The organism is uncultured Paenibacillus sp., assembly GCF_963515335.1.
Classification (GTDB): Bacteria; Bacillota; Bacilli; order Paenibacillales; family Paenibacillaceae; genus Paenibacillus_I.
In genome coordinates, this window is sequence record NZ_CAUPYC010000013.1 from 18,864 (window position 1) to 37,648 (window position 18,785).

The 18,785-nt window shown below is 55.9% G+C and carries 16 protein-coding genes and 1 other annotated feature; all 16 genes read right to left on the bottom strand.

Translation table 11 applies throughout. The features are described from left to right. The 16 genes from rplW to rplA all read right to left on the bottom strand — a co-directional run bounded on the left by rplW (position 1) and on the right by rplA (position 18,769). The gene (gene rplW, locus RWM61_RS06805) at positions 1–294 is read right to left on the bottom strand and encodes a 50S ribosomal protein L23 (RefSeq protein WP_313998827.1); all 294 of its coding nucleotides are present in this window, start codon (positions 292–294) and stop codon (positions 1–3) included. Further along, positions 294–917, bottom strand: a complete 624-nt coding sequence (gene rplD / locus RWM61_RS06810) for a 50S ribosomal protein L4 (protein WP_313998829.1) — start codon at positions 915–917, stop codon at positions 294–296. The genes rplW and rplD overlap by 1 nt, the downstream gene beginning before the upstream one ends. Before the next feature lie 26 nt (positions 918–943). Next, positions 944–1,567 (bottom strand): 50S ribosomal protein L3, encoded by a 624-nt coding sequence (gene rplC / locus RWM61_RS06815; RefSeq protein WP_313998831.1) that lies wholly within the window; start codon positions 1,565–1,567, stop codon positions 944–946. A gap of 43 nt (positions 1,568–1,610) precedes the next feature. After that, positions 1,611–1,919, bottom strand: coding sequence for a 30S ribosomal protein S10 (rpsJ, locus tag RWM61_RS06820; RefSeq protein ID WP_006212922.1), 309 nt, complete (start codon positions 1,917–1,919; stop codon positions 1,611–1,613). Positions 1,920–2,355: 436 nt separating this feature from the next. Next, positions 2,356–2,586, bottom strand: a complete 231-nt coding sequence (locus RWM61_RS06825) for a hypothetical protein (RefSeq protein WP_313998836.1) — start codon at positions 2,584–2,586, stop codon at positions 2,356–2,358. A 735-nt stretch (positions 2,587–3,321) separates the two neighbouring features. Beyond that, the gene (tuf, locus tag RWM61_RS06830) at positions 3,322–4,512 is read right to left on the bottom strand and encodes an elongation factor Tu (protein WP_313998838.1); all 1,191 of its coding nucleotides are present in this window, start codon (positions 4,510–4,512) and stop codon (positions 3,322–3,324) included. Positions 4,513–4,633: 121 nt separating this feature from the next. Continuing rightward, positions 4,634–6,709 (bottom strand): elongation factor G, encoded by a 2,076-nt coding sequence (fusA, locus tag RWM61_RS06835; protein ID WP_313998840.1) that lies wholly within the window; start codon positions 6,707–6,709, stop codon positions 4,634–4,636. A 28-nt stretch (positions 6,710–6,737) separates the two neighbouring features. After that, a complete protein-coding gene (rpsG, locus tag RWM61_RS06840; protein ID WP_313998842.1) occupies positions 6,738–7,208 on the bottom strand; it encodes a 30S ribosomal protein S7 in 471 nt (156 codons plus the stop codon). A 44-nt stretch (positions 7,209–7,252) separates the two neighbouring features. Next, entirely contained in the window at positions 7,253–7,675 is a 423-nt protein-coding gene (gene rpsL, locus RWM61_RS06845) for a 30S ribosomal protein S12 (RefSeq protein ID WP_313998844.1), read from the bottom strand. A gap of 138 nt (positions 7,676–7,813) precedes the next feature. After that, on the bottom strand, positions 7,814–8,044 hold the full coding sequence (locus RWM61_RS06850; RefSeq protein ID WP_313998846.1) for a ribosomal L7Ae/L30e/S12e/Gadd45 family protein: 231 nt from the start codon (positions 8,042–8,044) through the stop codon (positions 7,814–7,816). Positions 8,045–8,323: 279 nt separating this feature from the next. After that, positions 8,324–11,941, bottom strand: a complete 3,618-nt coding sequence (rpoC, locus tag RWM61_RS06855) for a DNA-directed RNA polymerase subunit beta' (protein ID WP_313998848.1) — start codon at positions 11,939–11,941, stop codon at positions 8,324–8,326. Between the two features lie 121 nt (positions 11,942–12,062). Then, complete coding sequence (gene rpoB, locus RWM61_RS06860) at positions 12,063–15,608, bottom strand: DNA-directed RNA polymerase subunit beta (RefSeq protein ID WP_313998850.1); 3,546 nt, start codon at positions 15,606–15,608, stop codon at positions 12,063–12,065. A gap of 586 nt (positions 15,609–16,194) precedes the next feature. Beyond that, positions 16,195–16,812, bottom strand: coding sequence for a class I SAM-dependent methyltransferase (locus RWM61_RS06865; RefSeq protein WP_313998852.1), 618 nt, complete (start codon positions 16,810–16,812; stop codon positions 16,195–16,197). A gap of 96 nt (positions 16,813–16,908) precedes the next feature. Next, positions 16,909–17,274, bottom strand: coding sequence for a 50S ribosomal protein L7/L12 (rplL, locus tag RWM61_RS06870; RefSeq protein ID WP_313998854.1), 366 nt, complete (start codon positions 17,272–17,274; stop codon positions 16,909–16,911). Positions 17,275–17,339: 65 nt separating this feature from the next. Beyond that, positions 17,340–17,843: a 50S ribosomal protein L10 gene (gene rplJ / locus RWM61_RS06875; protein ID WP_313998856.1), complete on the bottom strand. Its 504-nt coding sequence runs from the start codon at positions 17,841–17,843 to the stop codon at positions 17,340–17,342. Positions 17,844–17,902: 59 nt separating this feature from the next. Beyond that, positions 17,903–18,062 (bottom strand) — a sequence feature (ribosomal protein L10 leader region). 14 nt (positions 18,063–18,076) lie between these two features. Further along, positions 18,077–18,769 (bottom strand): 50S ribosomal protein L1, encoded by a 693-nt coding sequence (gene rplA, locus RWM61_RS06880; protein WP_313998859.1) that lies wholly within the window; start codon positions 18,767–18,769, stop codon positions 18,077–18,079. Positions 18,770–18,785: the final 16 nt, after the last annotated feature.

The following is an 18,785-nucleotide window of genomic DNA, read 5'->3' on the forward strand; positions in this document are numbered from 1 at the left end:
TTATACGGATGCTTCGAAGAATTCGAGTTCTTTGCTGTCGGCGCTGAGCTGAACGATCGCTTTTTTCCATTCGGACGTGTAGCCCGAGTGGCGGCCGTAGCGCTTCGGCTTGGCCGGCATGCGCAGCGTGTTGACGCTGACGACTTTCACTTTGAAGATCTGCTCTACGGCGGATTTGATTTCCGTTTTGGTTGCGCGGAGATCAACTTCGAACACGTAACGCTTGTTAACCATAAATTCGCTCGTTTGTTCCGTGATGACCGGGCGCTTGATAATATCGCGTGGATCCTTCATTACGCAAGCACCTCCTGTACTTTCTCGACCGCTTCTTTCGTGATGATCAGCTTGTCGTAAAGCATAACATCCAGAACATTGATGCCGTCTGCAGCGACGATTTTGATTCCCGGAATGTTACGGGCGGATTTCGCCACGTTATCTTCATAATTGGCCGTTACAATCAGCGCCTTGCGGGCAACTTTAAGATTGTTCAGGTAACCGGCGAACTCTTTCGTCTTGGGAGCGTTCAGCGCCAGTTGATCCAATACGATGATTTCGTTATCGATCACTTTCGAAGACAGTGCGGATCTGATCGCCAAGCGGCGAACTTTCTTCGGCAGTTTGAAGCCGTAGGTGCGCGGAGTCGGTCCGAATACCGTACCGCCGCCTACCCATTGCGGTGCCCGGATGCTGCCTTGACGAGCGCGGCCCGTGCCCTTTTGCTTCCAAGGCTTCCGGCCTCCGCCGCGTACTTCGGAGCGTCCTTTCGTCTTGTGCGTACCGCGGCGCTCTGCAGCTTGCTGAAGCAGAACGGCGCTATGCAGGACGTGAACGTTAGGCTCGATACCGAACACCGTGTCATTCAGTTCGATATCGCCTACTTGCGAGCCGCTCACATTGAATACTGCTACTTTTGGCATTTCATGTTCCTCCTTTCTGTAAAGGTTTATTTTTTCACCGTCGATTTGATTTTCACGAAGCTGTTTTTCGGACCCGGAATGGATCCCTTCACGAGCAGCACGTTCCGCTCGGCGTCCACGCGGACGATTTCGAGGTTCTGGATCGTGATCGTTTCGTGGCCCATGTGGCCCGGCAGATGCTTGCCCTTCGGCACGCGGTTCGCCTGGATGGAACCCATCGAACCCGGTCCGCGGTGGTAGCGCGAGCCGTGGGACATGGGACCCGTGCTTTGTCCCCAACGCTTGATGACGCCGGCAAAGCCTTTGCCTTTGGAAATACCCGTTACGTCAACATATTCGCCCTCCGCGAACAGGTCGGCTTTCAGTTGCTGGCCAACCTCGTATTCGCCGATGTTGATACCGCGAATTTCTTTAACGTAGCGCTTAGGAGCCGTGTTGGCTTTCTGCGCGTGGCCGATTTCCGGCTTGATCGCGCGCTTTTCTTTCTTATCGGCAAAACCGAGCTGAACGGCTTCGTACCCGTCGTTCGCCTGGTCTTTCTTTTGCAGGACGACGCAAGGACCGGCCTCGATGACCGTTACCGGCACCACATTGCCTTCGGCGGTAAATACTTGCGTCATGCCGAGCTTTTTACCTAAGATACCTTTCATGTTGACACCTCATTTCCTTTCACACATTAAGTAGTCGTTCGTCTTACAGTTTAATTTCGATATCTACACCGGATGGCAGATCCAGACGCATCAGCGCGTCAACCGTTTGCGGCGTAGGATTCACAATGTCGATCAAGCGCTTATGCGTGCGCATCTCGAATTGCTCACGGGAATCCTTGTACTTGTGCACCGCACGCAAAATCGTGATGATTTGCTTTTCCGTCGGAAGCGGAATCGGCCCGGATACGCCTGCACCGGAACGTTTTGCGGTTTCCACGATTTTCTCCGCGGATTGGTCAAGAACTCTGTGATCGTACGCTTTCAAGCGGATACGAATCTTTTGCTTTGCCATATAAGTCCCTCCTTCTATCGCCCAATTTAGTATCGGACATACTCCGCGAGAATACCCCGACAGCGTCCCCATTGGCACCTCATGGCAAAGGGGCCGGGTGTGTCGGCAACCTCTCGCATCATCGCAACGTCGCAGACCAACAGTCAATATTATATCGAAATGAATAGACGAATGCAACATGTTTTTATGCATACGGGGGAAGGGAATAATTATGCTCCATAATCCGTCCTTTGGGGCAGGCAAGGAGGCCGCCGAATCTCGGATCGGCGGCCTCTGTGTGCGGTCTCCGTTCTCAGTGTCTCCCTCGCGGATATGAACTAAACATTGCCAACCGCTTCTCGCATAAAATCCGCTTGATTGTGCCGCACCGTTCCTGGCGCAACAGCCGAGTTGAATTCTCCTTTCTCGATTCTTCCTCCTCGGATTTTTAAGCTGCTCAAGCATTAACAATATTGATTTCTTCTATAATTAAGCGCTGTTCTTCTCCAATTTCATGAACGGCGGCGGCGTTCCTTGAACAACCTGGCAATCCTTGATTGTATATTATCCAGCCAAAAGAACTTTTTTCGCTGATAGGCAAGTTTAAACTGGAAATCGTGCAGCGAAATTGACCACTATCCGCTGTGAAACGATATTCCGGCTGTTTTGGCTGCAGAGAATCCAACATAGCGAAGAAAGCCTAACTCCAAACCCGATTAACATTAGACAAAATCCAACACAGCCGCTCCGGTTACTCCCCGATCTGTCACCAACCCGCCGTTGGCCTGCAGCCATTCGTCCTCTCGTCGTCACGAACACGATCACAGCGGTCTTGACTTTGTCATCGAAGCCGGAGTCATCGGCTTTCGCTTCAGATGTTCCTAATATCAGGAATGCCAGTTAAAGAATCTACAGATTAATTCCCGTTCCTCCCCCACACTATATATAGAAGAAAATCCATTCCCTCTATATACTCGGATCCGACCTGAAGCAACGACTGGTCCCTTAAAAAAGGTAAGTCAGCAGGGCTTTTGCCTGCCGACCATTATAGTTGAGTCAGCCGGGGCGCGGCGGCTGACCCTTTGTTTTTTGGGTTTTGGTGCGGCTTTGGGCGCGCAAGGGGCGACGGAGGAGCGGAGGGAAAACGAACTGCCGGAAAGTTTACGGCCCGCCTTTGCGTTCGAGTTGCTACCTTGCGTCTAATCAGCGGCAACTCGAACGGAACAGCGGGTGGAGGCAGTCGTTTTCACGCAGCGACGACCCTATCGCCCCGCCCGAAGCATCTAAGCCGCACTGAACGAGCAGCGGGTGGAGGCAGTCGTTTTCACGCAGTGACGACCGTAACGCCCCGGCAAACAAGCAAGAAAGCCCCCACCGGAGTGAGGGCTTTCTTGCTATACCATGCGGCTAAAGCCGCGTCTGCTTATTTGGAGATCGATGCAACGGCGCCCGCGCCTACCGTACGGCCGCCTTCGCGGATAGCGAAACGCGTGCCTTCTTCGATAGCGATCGGAGCGATCAGCTCGACCGAAACGGTGATGTTGTCGCCGGGCATAACCATCTCGCTGCCTTCAGGCAGGTTGATGATACCCGTAACGTCCGTCGTCCGGAAGTAGAACTGCGGACGGTAACCCGTGAAGAACGGCTTGTGACGGCCACCCTCTTCTTTGGTCAGGACGTAGATTTGAGCGGAGAAGTTCGTGTGCGGCTTAACCGAACCCGGCTTCGCGATAACTTGACCGCGCTCGATGTCTTTACGCTCGACACCGCGCAGCAGTGCGCCGATGTTGTCGCCCGCTTGAGCGGAGTCAAGCAGTTTGCGGAACATTTCAACGCCCGTACACACGGATTTGCGTGTTTCTTCGGCCAGACCGATGATTTCGACCTCGTCGCCGACTTTTACCGTACCGCGCTCAACACGGCCCGTAGCAACCGTACCGCGGCCCGTGATCGTGAACACGTCCTCGACAGGCATCAGGAAAGGCTTGTCGGTGTCGCGCTCAGGCGTCGGGATGTAGGTGTCGATTTGCTCGAACAGTTCAACGATTTTGTCGGCCCAAGGACCGTCAGGGTTCTGCAGTGCCTCACGAGCCGCGCCGCGAATGATCGGCGTGTCGTCGCCCGGGAACTCGTACTCGTTCAGCAGGTCGCGAACTTCCATCTCAACCAGCTCAAGGAGCTCTTCGTCTTCAACCATATCGCATTTGTTCAGGAATACGACGATGTAAGGCACGCCTACCTGGCGGGAGAGCAGGATGTGCTCGCGCGTTTGCGGCATAGGGCCGTCGGCTGCGGATACAACCAGGATCGCGCCGTCCATTTGAGCTGCGCCGGTGATCATGTTTTTAACATAGTCGGCGTGGCCTGGGCAGTCAACGTGCGCATAGTGACGGTTAGGCGTTTCGTATTCAACGTGGGCGGTCGAGATCGTGATACCGCGCTCGCGCTCTTCCGGAGCTTTGTCGATTTGGTCGAATGCGACTGCGGCGCCGCCGTATTTTTTGGAGAGGACGGTGGTGATGGCTGCCGTTAGGGTCGTTTTGCCATGGTCGACGTGACCGATCGTACCGATGTTAACGTGCGGTTTGTTGCGTTCAAATTTAGCCTTAGCCATTGAACTGAATCCTCCTTAATATTAGAAAATAGTTATGTGTGGGCCGAGCGTGCACCACAAGTGTAATACGGCGCCCGGCCAAATGCAAACTTCTAAGCTATTATCCGAATGAGCAGGACGCTTAAGCGCCTTTGCTCTTCGAGATGATTTCCTCAGAGATCGACTTCGGAACTTCCTCGTAGTGAGACAGTTCCATTGCGAACACGCCGCGTCCTTGCGTACCGGAGCGGAGCGTCGTGGAGTAGCCGAACATCTCTGCCAGAGGCACCTTGGCACGGATGATTTGCGCGCCGGAGCGCGTGTCCGTACCTTCGATGCGGCCGCGGCGGGAGCTCAGCATACCCATTACGTCGCCGAAGTATTCCTCAGGAACGGTTACTTCAACCTTCATGATCGGCTCAAGCAGAACTGGATTACACTTGTCTTTCGCCGCTTTGAGCGCCATGGAGCCCGCGATCTTGAACGCCATCTCCGAGGAGTCGACGTCATGGTACGATCCGTCGACGATACGGGCTTTGATATCAACCAGCGGGAAGCCGGCAAGCACGCCGTTCTTCATCGACTCTTCGATACCGGCCTGTACAGCCGGAACGTATTCGCGCGGCACTACGCCGCCGACGATTTTGTTCTCGAAAACAAAACCTTGGCCCGGCTCTTGCGGTTCGAACTCGATCCATACGTGGCCGTATTGGCCGCGTCCGCCGGACTGGCGAACGAACTTGCCTTCGACCTTCGCAGGGGTCTTGAACGTCTCGCGGTAAGCAACCTGCGGCTTGCCGACGTTCGTCTCGACTTTGAACTCGCGAAGCATACGGTCGACGATAATCTCGAGGTGAAGCTCACCCATACCGGCGATGATCGTTTGGCCCGTCTCTTCGTCCGTATAAGCGCGGAACGTAGGATCTTCCTCAGACAGCTTGGAGAGAGCGGTACCCATTTTATCTTGGTCGGCCTTCGTTTTCGGCTCGATCGCGATTTGGATAACCGGCTCAGGGAAGTTCATGGATTCGAGAATAACCGGGTTCTTCTCGTCGCACAGCGTGTCGCCCGTGATCGTATCTTTCAGACCGACCGCAGCGGCAATGTCGCCGGAGTAGCACACGGAAATTTCTTGACGGCTGTTCGCATGCATCTGGAGAATACGGCCGATCCGCTCGCGCTTGCCTTTGGTGGCGTTAAGCACGTAGGAACCGGCTTCAATTACACCGGAGTACACGCGGAAGAACGTCAGCTTGCCGACGAAAGGATCCGTCATAATTTTGAAGGCGAGTGCCGAGAACGGCTGATCGTCCGCGGATTTGCGAACCGTTTCCGTACCGTCTTCGAGAACACCCTTGATATCCGGAACGTCGATCGGCGACGGAAGATAGTCGACGACCGCATCCAGCATCATTTGCACGCCTTTGTTGCGGTACGAGGAACCTGCGATAACCGGGAAAATCTTAACTTGTACGACGCCCTTACGCAGCGCCGCTTTCAATTCCTCAACGGAGATTTCTTCTCCCTCAAGGTATTTCATCGTCAGCTCTTCGTCCAATTCCGCTACCTTCTCGACAAGCTCATTGCGGAGCTCTTCGACCTGGTCCTTGTATTCGGCCGGGATTTCGATTTTCTCAGGCTCTTTGCCGAGGTCGTCTTTGTACACGTAAGCTACGCGTTCGACGAGATCGATAACGCCTTTGAAATCGTTCTCCGCGCCGATCGGCAATTGGATTGCCACGGCATTCGCTTGCAGACGCTCGCGCATGTCTTTGACGACATTCAGGAAGTCCGCACCGATGATGTCCATTTTGTTGACGTAGGCGATCCGCGGTACGCCGTACCGGTCAGCCTGGCGCCATACGGTTTCCGACTGCGGTTCAACGCCTTCCTTCGCGCTGAATACACCTACGGCCCCGTCCAATACGCGCAAGGAACGTTCGACTTCAACCGTGAAGTCGACGTGCCCCGGGGTGTCGATAATATTGATCCGGTGACCATTCCACTGGGCGGTCGTAGCGGCGGACGTAATCGTGATGCCGCGCTCCTGCTCCTGCTCCATCCAGTCCATCGTCGCGGCGCCTTCGTGCACCTCGCCGATTTTGTGGGTGCGGCCCGTGTAGAACAGGATCCGTTCCGTGGTGGTCGTCTTGCCGGCGTCAATATGCGCCATGATCCCGATATTGCGGGTATTTTTCAAGGAGAACTCTCTAGCCATGATTATGTCTCCTTTCGTCTCTTGGATCCTACCAGCGATAGTGAGCAAACGCCTTGTTGGCTTCCGCCATCTTGTGCGTGTCTTCGCGCTTCTTCACGGATGCGCCGGTGTTGTTCGATGCATCGATGATTTCAGCGGCCAGACGCTCTTCCATCGTCTTCTCGCCGCGGTTGCGCGAGTAGTTCACGAGCCAACGAAGTCCGAGCGACGTGCGGCGCTCCGGCTTCACTTCGATCGGCACCTGATAGTTCGCTCCGCCTACACGGCGGGCTTTCACTTCAAGCACCGGCATAATGTTCTTGATGGCGGCTTCGAAAACCTCCATCGGATCTTTACCCGTGCGCTCTTGAATCAGCTTGAATGCGTCATACAGCAGAGTTGCCGCTACGCCGCGTTTGCCGTCGATCATAACACGGTTGATCAGTCGGGTAACCAGCTTGCTGTTGTACACCGGATCCGGCAGTACGTCGCGCTTTGTTACAGGTCCTTTGCGTGGCATGAGGATGTCCCCCTTTCCTGGAGTTGCTTAATTATGAAAACCGATTACTTCTTGGCTGCTTTCGGACGCTTCGCGCCGTATTTGGAACGAGCTTGCTTGCGGTTGTTCACGCCTGCCGTATCGAGCGCGCCGCGGACGATATGGTAACGTACGCCCGGAAGGTCCTTGACCCGGCCGCCGCGAATCAGAACGACGCTATGCTCTTGCAGGTTGTGACCGATACCCGGAATGTAAGCCGTAACCTCTACGCGGTTCGTCAAACGAACACGGGCGTATTTCCGCAGAGCGGAGTTCGGTTTCTTCGGAGTCATCGTGCCTACGCGGGTACAGACACCGCGCTTTTGCGGCGAGCTGATGTCGGTCGCTTCGCGTTTCAGGGCGTTGAAGCCTCTTTGGAGCGCCGGCGATTTCGATTTGACGACTTTCGCTTGGCGGCCTTTACGAACGAGCTGGTTGATTGTTGGCATGCTGCCACCTCCTTCCCAAAATTAATACTTTCACTTGCCGTTGTTTCAAGCCCACAGATCCAGGTGGTTCATAAAGAAACAAACGAAAGTTTCTGCCGTCGCCCCATCCGGAGATATTCGGCAAAAACAAGAAGTTCTTTATTGTTCGTCAGGGATTAGTGCGGCCATGGCCGCACCGACGTCGATTCCGCAGGTTTCCCCCAGAAGCTCCATCGTTTCGATCCATGTTATCGTGACGCCCGCTCGATCGCAAAGCTCCACAATTTTGCCCGTAATCCTCGGATCTGCATCTCTGGCGACGAGTACCTGCTTCGCAATGCCTTGCTCAACCGTCTTCGTCGTTTGCTTCGTGCCGATCTTGTAAGGCATGGAACCTCATCCTCTCGAACAAGTCGAACAAGCACAGGGACCAGCCTTGCAGGCACACTACGACATAATAGCATTTCCGCAGGACCGTGTCAAGGCGGATCGCCAAGCGGATCGCAAAGCAAAACGCAAATGTTTCGTAAAAGAAAATCCCTCTATTCATAGAGAGAAAACGCGCCGGAGACTGGACGCTGGCGTCCGCTCCGGCTCCGCTTTTTCCCCTGAAAGTCTCTGTCTCTTTCCGCTATGCGAAGCAGCCGGTTAACACGTCTCCAACGCTTGTTACGATTCGACGGTCACCGTCTCCAGCGCTTCTTCCGTCTCGAGCTCTTCTTCCTGGCCGACGAACCTGATGCTCCGGTAACGGTTCATGCCCGTACCCGCCGGAATGAGCTTGCCGATGATGACATTCTCCTTCAGGCCGAGCAATTGGTCGACCTTTCCTTTGATCGCCGCGTCGGTAAGAACGCGAGTCGTCTCCTGGAAGGAAGCGGCCGACAGGAACGAATCGGTTTCGAGCGACGCTTTGGTGATCCCGAGCAGAACCGGCTTGGCGACCGCCGGCTCTTGCCCGGACAGGATCGCTTCGCGGTTGGCCGCTTCGTATTCGTGAATGTCCACGAATGCGCCGGGCAGCAGCGTCGTGTCGCCGGCATCGACGATCCGGATTTTGCGGAGCATCTGCTTGATCATGACCTCGACGTGCTTGTCGTTGATCTCAACGCCCTGGTTCCGGTAAACGCGCTGCACTTCCTGCAGGATATAGTTCTGAACGCCGCGGATGCCCTTGATGCGCAGCATTTCTTTCGGGTCGATCGAGCCGTCCGTCAGCTCGTCGCCGGCTTCGATGTGCTGCCCCGGCGTTACGCGGATACGCGAGCCGTAAGTAACCGTATAGACCTTCGACTCGGCTTCGCCCTTGACTTCGATCTCGCGGCGGTCCTTGGCGTCGCGGATCTCCTGGATGACGCCGTCCAGCTCGGAAATCGTCGCTTGGCCTTTCGGATTCCGGGCTTCGAAAAGCTCCTGGATCCGCGGAAGACCTTGCGTGATATCGTCGCCGGCAACGCCGCCGGTGTGGAACGTACGCATCGTGAGCTGGGTTCCCGGCTCGCCGATCGACTGAGCGGCGATGATGCCGACCGCTTCGCCGATTTCCACAAACTTGCCCGTCGCCAGATTGCGGCCGTAGCAAATTTTGCAGACGCCGTGGCGCGCACGGCAGCTCAGCACGGAGCGGATTTGCAGCTTCTCGATGCCCGCGTCGATGATCGCGTCCGCCTTGCCCGAATCGATCAGCTCGTTGCGGTTGACGATCGTCTCGCCCGTTTGCGGGTGGCGGATCGTCTCGAAGGAGTAGCGGCCCTCGATCCGGTCGTACAGATCCTCGATAACTTCTTTGCCGTCGTGGATCTTCGTCACGGTGATGCCTTTGTCGGTGCCGCAATCATCCTCGCGGACGATAACGTCCTGCGCCACGTCGACGAGACGGCGGGTCAGATAACCCGAGTCGGCGGTCCGGAGCGCCGTATCGGCAAGACCTTTCCGAGCGCCGTGCGTCGAGATGAAGTATTCCAGGACCGTCAGTCCTTCGCGGAAGTTCGACTTGATCGGAAGCTCGAAAATCCGTCCGGAAGGCGTCGCCATCAGGCCGCGCATCCCGCCCAGCTGCGTGATTTGCGATTTGTTGCCCCGCGCTTTGGAGTCGACCATGAGCATGATGGAGTTGTAGCGGTCCATCGATTTCATGAGCACGTCCGTGATCTTGTCCTTCGTCTGGCCCCAAATTTCGATAACGCGGTCATACCGTTCTTCGTCGGTGATCAAGCCGCGGCGGTACTGGTTCGTCACGACCTTGATTTTCTCTTCGGACTCTTGAAGGATGGCTTTCTTCTCGTCCGGAACGATAACGTCGGATACGGCGATCGTGATGCCTGCTTTGGTCGAATACGTGAAGCCGAGCTGTTTGATTTTGTCCAGAATAACGGACGTGCGCGTCGTGTGGTATTGGCGGAAGCATTCGGCGATGATCATGCCGAGGTATTCCTTGCCCACCGCGCCCGCAACCGGCATCTCGTTCATGTACGCATGAATGTCGGTGCCTTTTTTGGTAATGAAATATTTATCCGGCGTGCCTTTCAGCAGGTTGGCTTTGGTCGCCTCGTTGATGTACGGGAACGTGTCCGGGAATATTTCGTTGAAAATAACCTTGCCGACCGTCGTCACGACCAGCGAGTTCTGCTGCTCCTCCGTGAACGTCTTCTTGTTCAGCACGCGCGCCGGAATGGCGATCCGTGCATGCAAGGAGCACAGACCCCGCTGGTAAGCGGAGATGGCTTCGTTAACCGTTCCGAAAATGGAGCCGCTGCCCTTTGCGTCGTTGTTGTCCATCGTCAGATAGAAGCTGCCGAGAACCATATCCTGCGAAGGCGTTACGACAGGCTTGCCGTCCTTCGGGTTCAAAATGTTGCCCGACGCCAGCATGAGCAGGCGGGCTTCGGCTTGCGCTTCAGCCGAGAGCGGCACGTGCACGGCCATCTGGTCGCCGTCGAAGTCGGCGTTGTACGCCGTACAGACGAGCGGATGAAGCTTGATGGCGCGGCCTTCGACGAGCGTGGGCTCGAACGCCTGGATACCGAGACGGTGAAGCGTAGGGGCACGGTTCAGCAGAACCGGGTGCTCCTTGATGACTTCCTCGAGCACGTCCCATACTTCCGGGCTGACGCGTTCGACTTTGCGCTTCGCGCTCTTGATGTTATGGGCAAGGCCCTTGTTGACCAATTCTTTCATGACGAACGGCTTGAACAGCTCGAGCGCCATTTCCTTCGGCAGACCGCATTGATACATCTTGAGGCTCGGTCCTACGACGATAACGGAACGGCCGGAGTAATCGACACGCTTGCCGAGCAGGTTCTGCCGGAAGCGGCCTTGCTTGCCCTTCAGCATATGGCTGAGCGATTTCAACGGCCGGTTGCCCGGACCCGTTACCGGACGTCCGCGGCGGCCGTTGTCGATCAGCGCATCGACGGCTTCCTGCAGCATCCGCTTCTCGTTCTGTACGATAATGTCCGGCGCGCCCAGATCGAGCAGACGCTTCAGACGGTTGTTCCGGTTGATGACGCGGCGGTACAGGTCGTTCAGGTCCGACGTTGCGAAACGGCCGCCGTCCAGCTGCACCATCGGGCGAAGCTCCGGCGGAATGACCGGCAGCACGTCGAGTATCATCCACTCCGGCTCGTTGCCGGAGTTGCGGAACGCTTCGATCACCTCGAGACGCTTGATCGCGCGGTTGCGCCGTTGTCCTTGCGCCGTGCGCAGCTCTTCCTTCAGCTGGTCAAGCTCTTTCTCCACGTCGATGTCCTGAAGCAGCTTTTTGACCGCTTCGGCTCCCATGCCGGCCTGGAAGCCGTAGCCGTACTTCTCGCGGTAGCTGCGGTATTCCTTCTCGGACAGCAGCTGCTTTTTCTCAAGCGGCGTATCGCCGGGGTCGGTTACGACATAGGATGCAAAGTAGATGATCTCTTCAAGCGAACGCGGCGACATATCCAGCGCCAATCCCATCCGGCTCGGGATCCCTTTGAAATACCAAATGTGCGAAACCGGAGCCGCCAGCTCGATGTGGCCCATCCGTTCGCGGCGAACCTTCGCGCGCGTCACTTCGACGCCGCAGCGGTCGCAGACGACGCCTTTGTAGCGGACGCGCTTGTACTTGCCGCAATGGCACTCCCAGTCCTTCTGCGGCCCGAAAATTTTCTCGCAGAACAAGCCTTCCTTCTCGGGCTTGAGCGTCCGGTAGTTGATCGTCTCCGGCTTCTTCACTTCGCCGCGCGACCACGACCGGATTTTATCCGGTGAGGCCAAACCGATCTTCATGTACTCGAAGTTGTTTACATCCAACAAGGAGCAACCCTCCTTAAGTCTCTGTCAATGCAAGGCGTAGTGAATGGACGAGCCGAAGGAGCCGCGCAGCGCGGTCTCCTTCGGCATCCCCCTATATCCGTATCGCGCGCGGCGGGAACAATTACTCGACTCCCACTTCGGCGCCTTCCAGATTCAGGTTGAGCTTGTCGCTCGAACCGTCGTCCTCATCGTCCATTTCCTTCATTTCGATCTCTTCTTCGTCGGCGGTCAGGATCTTGACGTCCATACCCAAGCTCTGAAGCTCTTTGATCAATACCTTGAACGATTCGGGAACGCCCGGTTCAGGCACGTTCTCGCCTTTGACGATCGATTCGTACGTTTTCACCCGTCCGACGACGTCGTCGGATTTCACGGTCAGAATCTCCTGGAGCGTGTAGGCGGCGCCGTAAGCTTCAAGCGCCCAAACCTCCATCTCCCCGAAACGCTGTCCGCCGAACTGCGCTTTACCGCCGAGCGGCTGCTGCGTAACGAGCGAGTAGGGTCCAGTGGAGCGGGCATGAATCTTGTCGTCGACCATGTGCGCCAGCTTGATCATATACATGACGCCGACCGTTACTTCGCGCTCGAAAGACTCGCCGGTACGACCGTCGTACAGTACGGTCTTGCCGTTGCGCTGCATGCCGGCCTCTTCCATCGCATTGAATACGTCATCCTCCCGCGCGCCGTCGAATACCGGCGTAGCCGCATGGATGCCGAGACGCTTGCACGCCATGCCGAGGTGGACTTCAAGCACCTGGCCGATGTTCATCCGGGAAGGAACGCCGAGCGGGTTCAGCACGACTTCAACAGGCGTGCCGTCCGGAAGGAACGGCATATCCTCCTCGGGCATGATGCGGGCGATAACGCCCTTGTTGCCGTGGCGTCCAGCCATCTTGTCGCCTTCGGAAATTTTCCGCTTCTGGGCGATGTACACGCGAACCAATTGGTTCACGCCTGGCGGCAGCTCATCGCCGTTCTCGCGCGTGAACACCTTCACGTCGACGACGATGCCGTCCGTGCCGTGCGGAACACGAAGCGAGGTGTCGCGGACTTCACGCGCCTTCTCGCCGAAAATCGCGTGCAGCAGCCGCTCTTCCGCCGTAAGCTCGGTTACGCCCTTCGGCGTCACTTTGCCGACGAGGATATCTCCGGCGCCGATTTCCGCGCCGACGCGGATAATGCCGCGCTCGTCGAGATTTTTGAGCGCTTCTTCGCCGACGTTCGGGATGTCGCGCGTGATTTCTTCCGGTCCGAGCTTCGTATCGCGCGCTTCGGACTCGTATTCTTCGATATGAATCGAGGTGTACACATCTTCCTTAACGAGCTTTTCGCTCAGCAGGATGGCGTCCTCGTAGTTGTAGCCTTCCCACGTCATGAACGCAACGACGACGTTGCGTCCGAGCGCCAGCTCGCCCCTCTCGGTCGAAGGACCGTCGGCAAGAATGGTGCCCTTCGTGACAAATTCGTTCTTGCGCACGATCGGACGCTGGTTGATGCACGTGCCCTGGTTCGAACGCATGAACTTGTGAAGCTTATGCTTGATCAGGTCGCCCGTCACCTGCTTGCCGTCGATCGTCTCGACGCGGCGCAGCCAAATCTCGTTGGCGGTGACGCGCTCGATGATTCCGTCATGCTTCGCAACGATACATACGCCGGAATCCTTGGCCGCTTTGTGCTCCATGCCGGTGCCGACAAGCGGCGATTTCGGAATGAGGAGCGGTACGGCCTGCCGCTGCATGTTCGAACCCATAAGCGCGCGGTTGGAGTCGTCGTTCTCAAGGAACGGGATGAGCGCCGTGGCCACGGATACGACCTGCTTCGGCGAAACGTCCATATAGTCGACGCGGTCCCTGGGCATCGTCAGGATGTTGTCGGCCTGTTTGTTGTAGCGGGAAATGATCATCTCGTCCGCGAATTTGCCTTCCTCGGTAAGGACGGCGTTCGCTTGGGCGATGATGTAATTGTCTTCCTCATCGGCCGTCATATAATCGATCTGCTCGGTCACGACACCCGACTTCGGATCAATCCAGCGGTATGGCGCTTCAATGAAGCCATATTCGTTGATCCGGGCAAATGTGGACAGCGAGTTGATCAAACCGATGTTCGGACCTTCCGGCGTCTCGATCGGACACATCCGTCCGTAGTGGGACGGATGGACGTCCCGAACCTCGAAGCCCGCGCGCTCGCGCGTCAAACCGCCGGGTCCGAGAGCGGACAGACGGCGCTTGTGCGTCAATTCGGCCAGCGGGTTCGTCTGGTCCATGAACTGCGACAGCTGCGAGCTGCCAAAGAACTCCTTGATCGAGGCGATAACCGGACGTATATTGATAAGCGCCTGCGGCGTAATGGCGTTGGCGTCCTGGATCGACATCCGTTCGCGGACAACGCGTTCCATGCGCGACAAGCCGATCCGGAACTGGTTCTGAAGCAGCTCGCCGACCGAACGCAGACGGCGGTTGCCGAGGTGGTCGATGTCGTCGGTGCTTCCTACGCCTTGCAGCAGGTTAAGAAAATAATTGATGGAAGCGATAATGTCGGCGGGCGTAATGTGCTTCACCGACTTATCGATCACGCCGTTGGCGATCAGCTTGATCACCTTGCCGTCTTCATTGGGCGCGAATACGTTGATCGTTTGCAGAGGTATACTATCGGCATCCAGCACGCCGTTCGCAACGTGGTACGTCTTGAACGCCACGTTCTTCTCGAGGTGAGGCATGATCTCGTCCAGCAGACGGCGGTCGACCATCTGCCCGGCTTCCGCGATAATCTCGCCCGTGCTCGGATCGACGAGCGTTTCGGCCAAACGCTGGTTGAACAAGCGGTTCTTGATATGCAGCTTCTTGTTGATTTTATAGCGGCCCACGTTCGCCAGATCGTAGCGCTTCGGGTCGAAAAAACGGGCGACGAGCAAGCTCTTCGCGTTATCGAGCGTCGGCGGCTCGCCCGGACGGAGCCGCTCGTAAATTTCAATGAGCGCCTTCTCCGTGGAGTCGGTGTTGTCTTTGTCCAGCGTGTTGCGGATATACTCGTCATGTCCGAGCAGATCCATAATCTCCGCATCCGTGCCGAATCCGAGCGCGCGAAGAAGCACCGTCACCGGAATTTTCCGGGTGCGGTCGATGCGCACATAAACGATGTCCTTGGCGTCGGTTTCCAGCTCCAGCCATGCGCCGCGGTTGGGAATGACCGTCGCGGTGTATGTTTTCTTGCCGTTCTTGTCGACTTTCGTGCTGAAGTAAACGCTGGGGGATCGAACCAATTGGCTGACGATTACCCGTTCAGCGCCGTTGATAATGAACGTTCCCGTGTCGGTCATCAGCGGGAAGTCGCCCATGAACACTTCCTGTTCCTTTACTTCACCGGTCTCCTTGTTGATCAACCGCACTTTCACGCGCAGCGGAGCGGCATACGTGACGTCGCGCTCTTTGGACTCGTCGACCGAATACTTCGGTTCGCCGAGACTGTAATCGATAAATTCGAGCGACAGATTGCCCGTAAAATCCGAGATCGGAGAAATGTCCTGAAACAGTTCAAGAAGATCCCGTTCCAGAAACTTTTCGTACGATTTCTGTTGGATTTCGATCAGATTCGGTACTTCGAGCACCTCGTTGATCCGGGCGTAGCTTCTACGCGTGCGTCGGCCATACTGAACAAGTTGTCCTGCCAACTTAACCTCACCCCTCATGTCTGACTCACAGCTTTTCGAATGCTCCAACGAGAAAATTTCTATATGAAGCGATCGAAGATGAGCGGCCGCGTTTAGCGGCGGTTTATCGCGAAAAGGAAAGTTTTCTTCCACCTTTGTGCTTTAGTGAAGGCAAACTTTCCTTTATCGTGAGAAAAACTTCCCTCGAAGTCATTCGGTGACGATCGACCTCCAGGATTGCGGAGAAATCTACTTCGGTAGCAGGGAAGGCTTTATCGCCAATCGAGAAAGCATTAGGCTTTTTGCCAACGCAAAAACGTGCTTTCTGATAGGGTTAAGAAGAGCCCTTATCGAACGGATTCGAAAAAGAGCGTGTTTCCCGGGCCGGCACCGTCTTTGCTGGACAGCGCGGCTCGAAGCCGTTAAACTCCAGATATCATGTAAGTTTCGCCCAAAAGCTAAATATTATACGTCAATCGACAATTTCTTATACGTTTCCGGCTCGAAAATTGTTCTTGACATTTTAGCAAACTAAAGAGTTTGTGGGCTATTTTAATACTGACATTTTACAATGATACCACAACGAGAAAATCAAGTCAACAAATCTTTACTGATTTGTCTGACTTTCTTTTACCGCCCTTAAGATGCGATAACCTTTATCTTTTCCCAGCTCCCGGACGTTGCCGAAAACCTCTTCCAGCTTCGCGGCGGCGGACGGCGCGCCTTGTTTTTTCTGAATCACGACCCACATGGAGCCGCCGGGTTTGAGCAGCGCGTACCCTTCCTCGAAAATGCGGTGCACCACCGGTTTACCGGCACGGATCGGCGGGTTCGTCAGGATTGCATCGAATCCCCGGCCTTCCAACGCCTCAAACAAATCGCTTTGCAGCACGGTGACCCGCTCGCTCAATCCGTTCAGTGCTGCGTTGTCCCGCGCTAGCTGTACGGCCCGCTCGTTAATGTCGATCATCGTCACATGCCCGCTCGGCACAACCGCGGCAGCCGCAAGCCCGATGGGTCCGTAGCCGCAGCCGACGTCCAGCACGCTCGCGTCCTCCGGCAGCTCCATCGTCTCGATCAACACCCGGCTTCCGTAATCGACGCCGGTTTTGGAGAACACGCCGGAATCCGTCGTAAAACGGAGTGTCCTGCCGCGCAGCACCGCTTCGTGAATTTTTTTGTCGCTGCCGGCAATCGGCGTCCGGCTATAGTAATGATCCGTCATGATTGCACCCCCTCCAATCATCTTTCCCCGGTCACAGACTAAAACAAACCCCTTGAAGACAATGTCTTCAAGGGGTTTGCGGCTATGAAACGAAGCTTACTTCACTTCTACGGAAGCGCCTGCTTCTTCGAGTTTCGCTTTGAGGGCGTCCGCTTCTTCTTTGCCGATCTTCTCTTTCAACGCTTTCGGTGCGTTGTCGACCAGGTCTTTCGCTTCTTTCAGGCCGAGACCCGTAATTTCGCGAACGACTTTGATAACGTTGATTTTGGACGCGCCTGCGCTCGTCAGGATGACGTCGAATTCGGATTGCTCTTCCACTTCGGCAGCTCCGGCGCCGCCGGCCACCATTGCTACAGGAGCTGCAGCCGTTACGCCGAATTCTTCCTCGATTGCTTTTACCAGATCGTTCAGTTCAAGAACGTTCATGCCTTTGATGGCTTCCAAGATTTGCTCTTTAGACATGGTGATACCTCCATATGGATATTAGTTTTTTGTTGTGCCCTTATTGGGCGGTGCTGAAACGACAATTATGCCTGCTGCTCTTTCTGTTCACCGACTGCTTTAACCGCAAGCGCGAAGTTGCGCATTGGGGCCTGCAGGACGCTGAGCAACATGGAGAGCAAACCTTCGCGGGACGGAAGATCCGCCAACGCTTTGATTTGTTCGAAACCGACGACCTGTCCTTCGACAACGCCGCCTTTAATTTTCAGGGCGTCGTTCTTTTTTGCGAAATCGTTCAGGATTTTCGCGGGAGCAACGGCGTCCTCTTTGCTGAATGCAATTGCGGTCGGACCGCTAAGCACTTCATCCAGCTGCGATAATTCCGCGCTGGCCGTAGCACGGCGCACCAAGGAGTTTTTCAACACCTGGAACTCGATGCCGGCAGCACGGAGCTGCTTGCGCAGTTCGGTTACTTGCGCAACGTTCAGGCCGCGATAGTCGGCTACGACCGTAGACGAGCTCTCGCGAAGCTTCGTTGCAATTTCCGTAACGGACTGCTGTTTCTCTTGAATGATCTTGGCGTTTGCCATACTGTACACCTCCCGTTTGGGTAATCTTGCACGCCGTTCAATCGACGGTATCCTTGACCTTGATGCATGAGAAAGGCCTTCGCATAGACTGCGAAGGCCATGATCGCAATGCCGCCTCGCCGGAAGGTTCGGGCGCGACGTTCGCGTGTATCATAACACCTCGGTAGGAAATTAAGCCTTGCCGGCACCTACTGTCTACGGTATGCGTATTCGAATGTTGGGCTGCGTTTCTCTTAACGGAACACAGCGGCGTTAACCGTTGCGCCGGGTCCCATCGTCGAGGAAACCGCGATGTTCTTCAGGTAAACCCCTTTGGCTGCGGCCGGCTTCGCCCGAACGAGCGCGTCGATGAGAGCCTTAAGGTTCTCATTCAGCTTCTCGGAGTCGAACGATACTTTGCCGATCGGCGCATGGATTTGACCTGCCCGGTCGAGACGGTACTCGATTTTACCCGCCTTGATCTCTTGCACGGCTTTCGTCACGTCGAACGTAACGGTGCCGGCTTTCGGGTTAGGCATCAAGCCTTTGCCGCCGAGAATACGGCCGAGCTTACCGACTTCCGCCATCATGTCCGGCGTAGCCACGCAAACGTCGAACTCGAACCAGCCTTGTTGGATTTTGTTGATGACATCCGCATCGCCGACATAATCCGCTCCGGCTGCTTCCGCTTCCTTCGCCTTGTCGCCTTTGGCGAATACGAGGACGCGCTTCGTCTTGCCGGTACCGTGCGGCAGTACAACCACACCGCGCACCGCCTGGTCTTGCTTCTTCGGGTCTACACCCAGGCGAACGGCAACCTCGACGGACTCGTCGAACTTGGCCGCAGCCGCTTTCTTCACGAGCTCGATCGCCTGGAGCGGCTCGTAAACCGCATCGCGGTCGATGACCTTGACGGCTTCCTGATATTTCTTGCCGCGTTTTGCCATGTTTATTCTCCTCCTT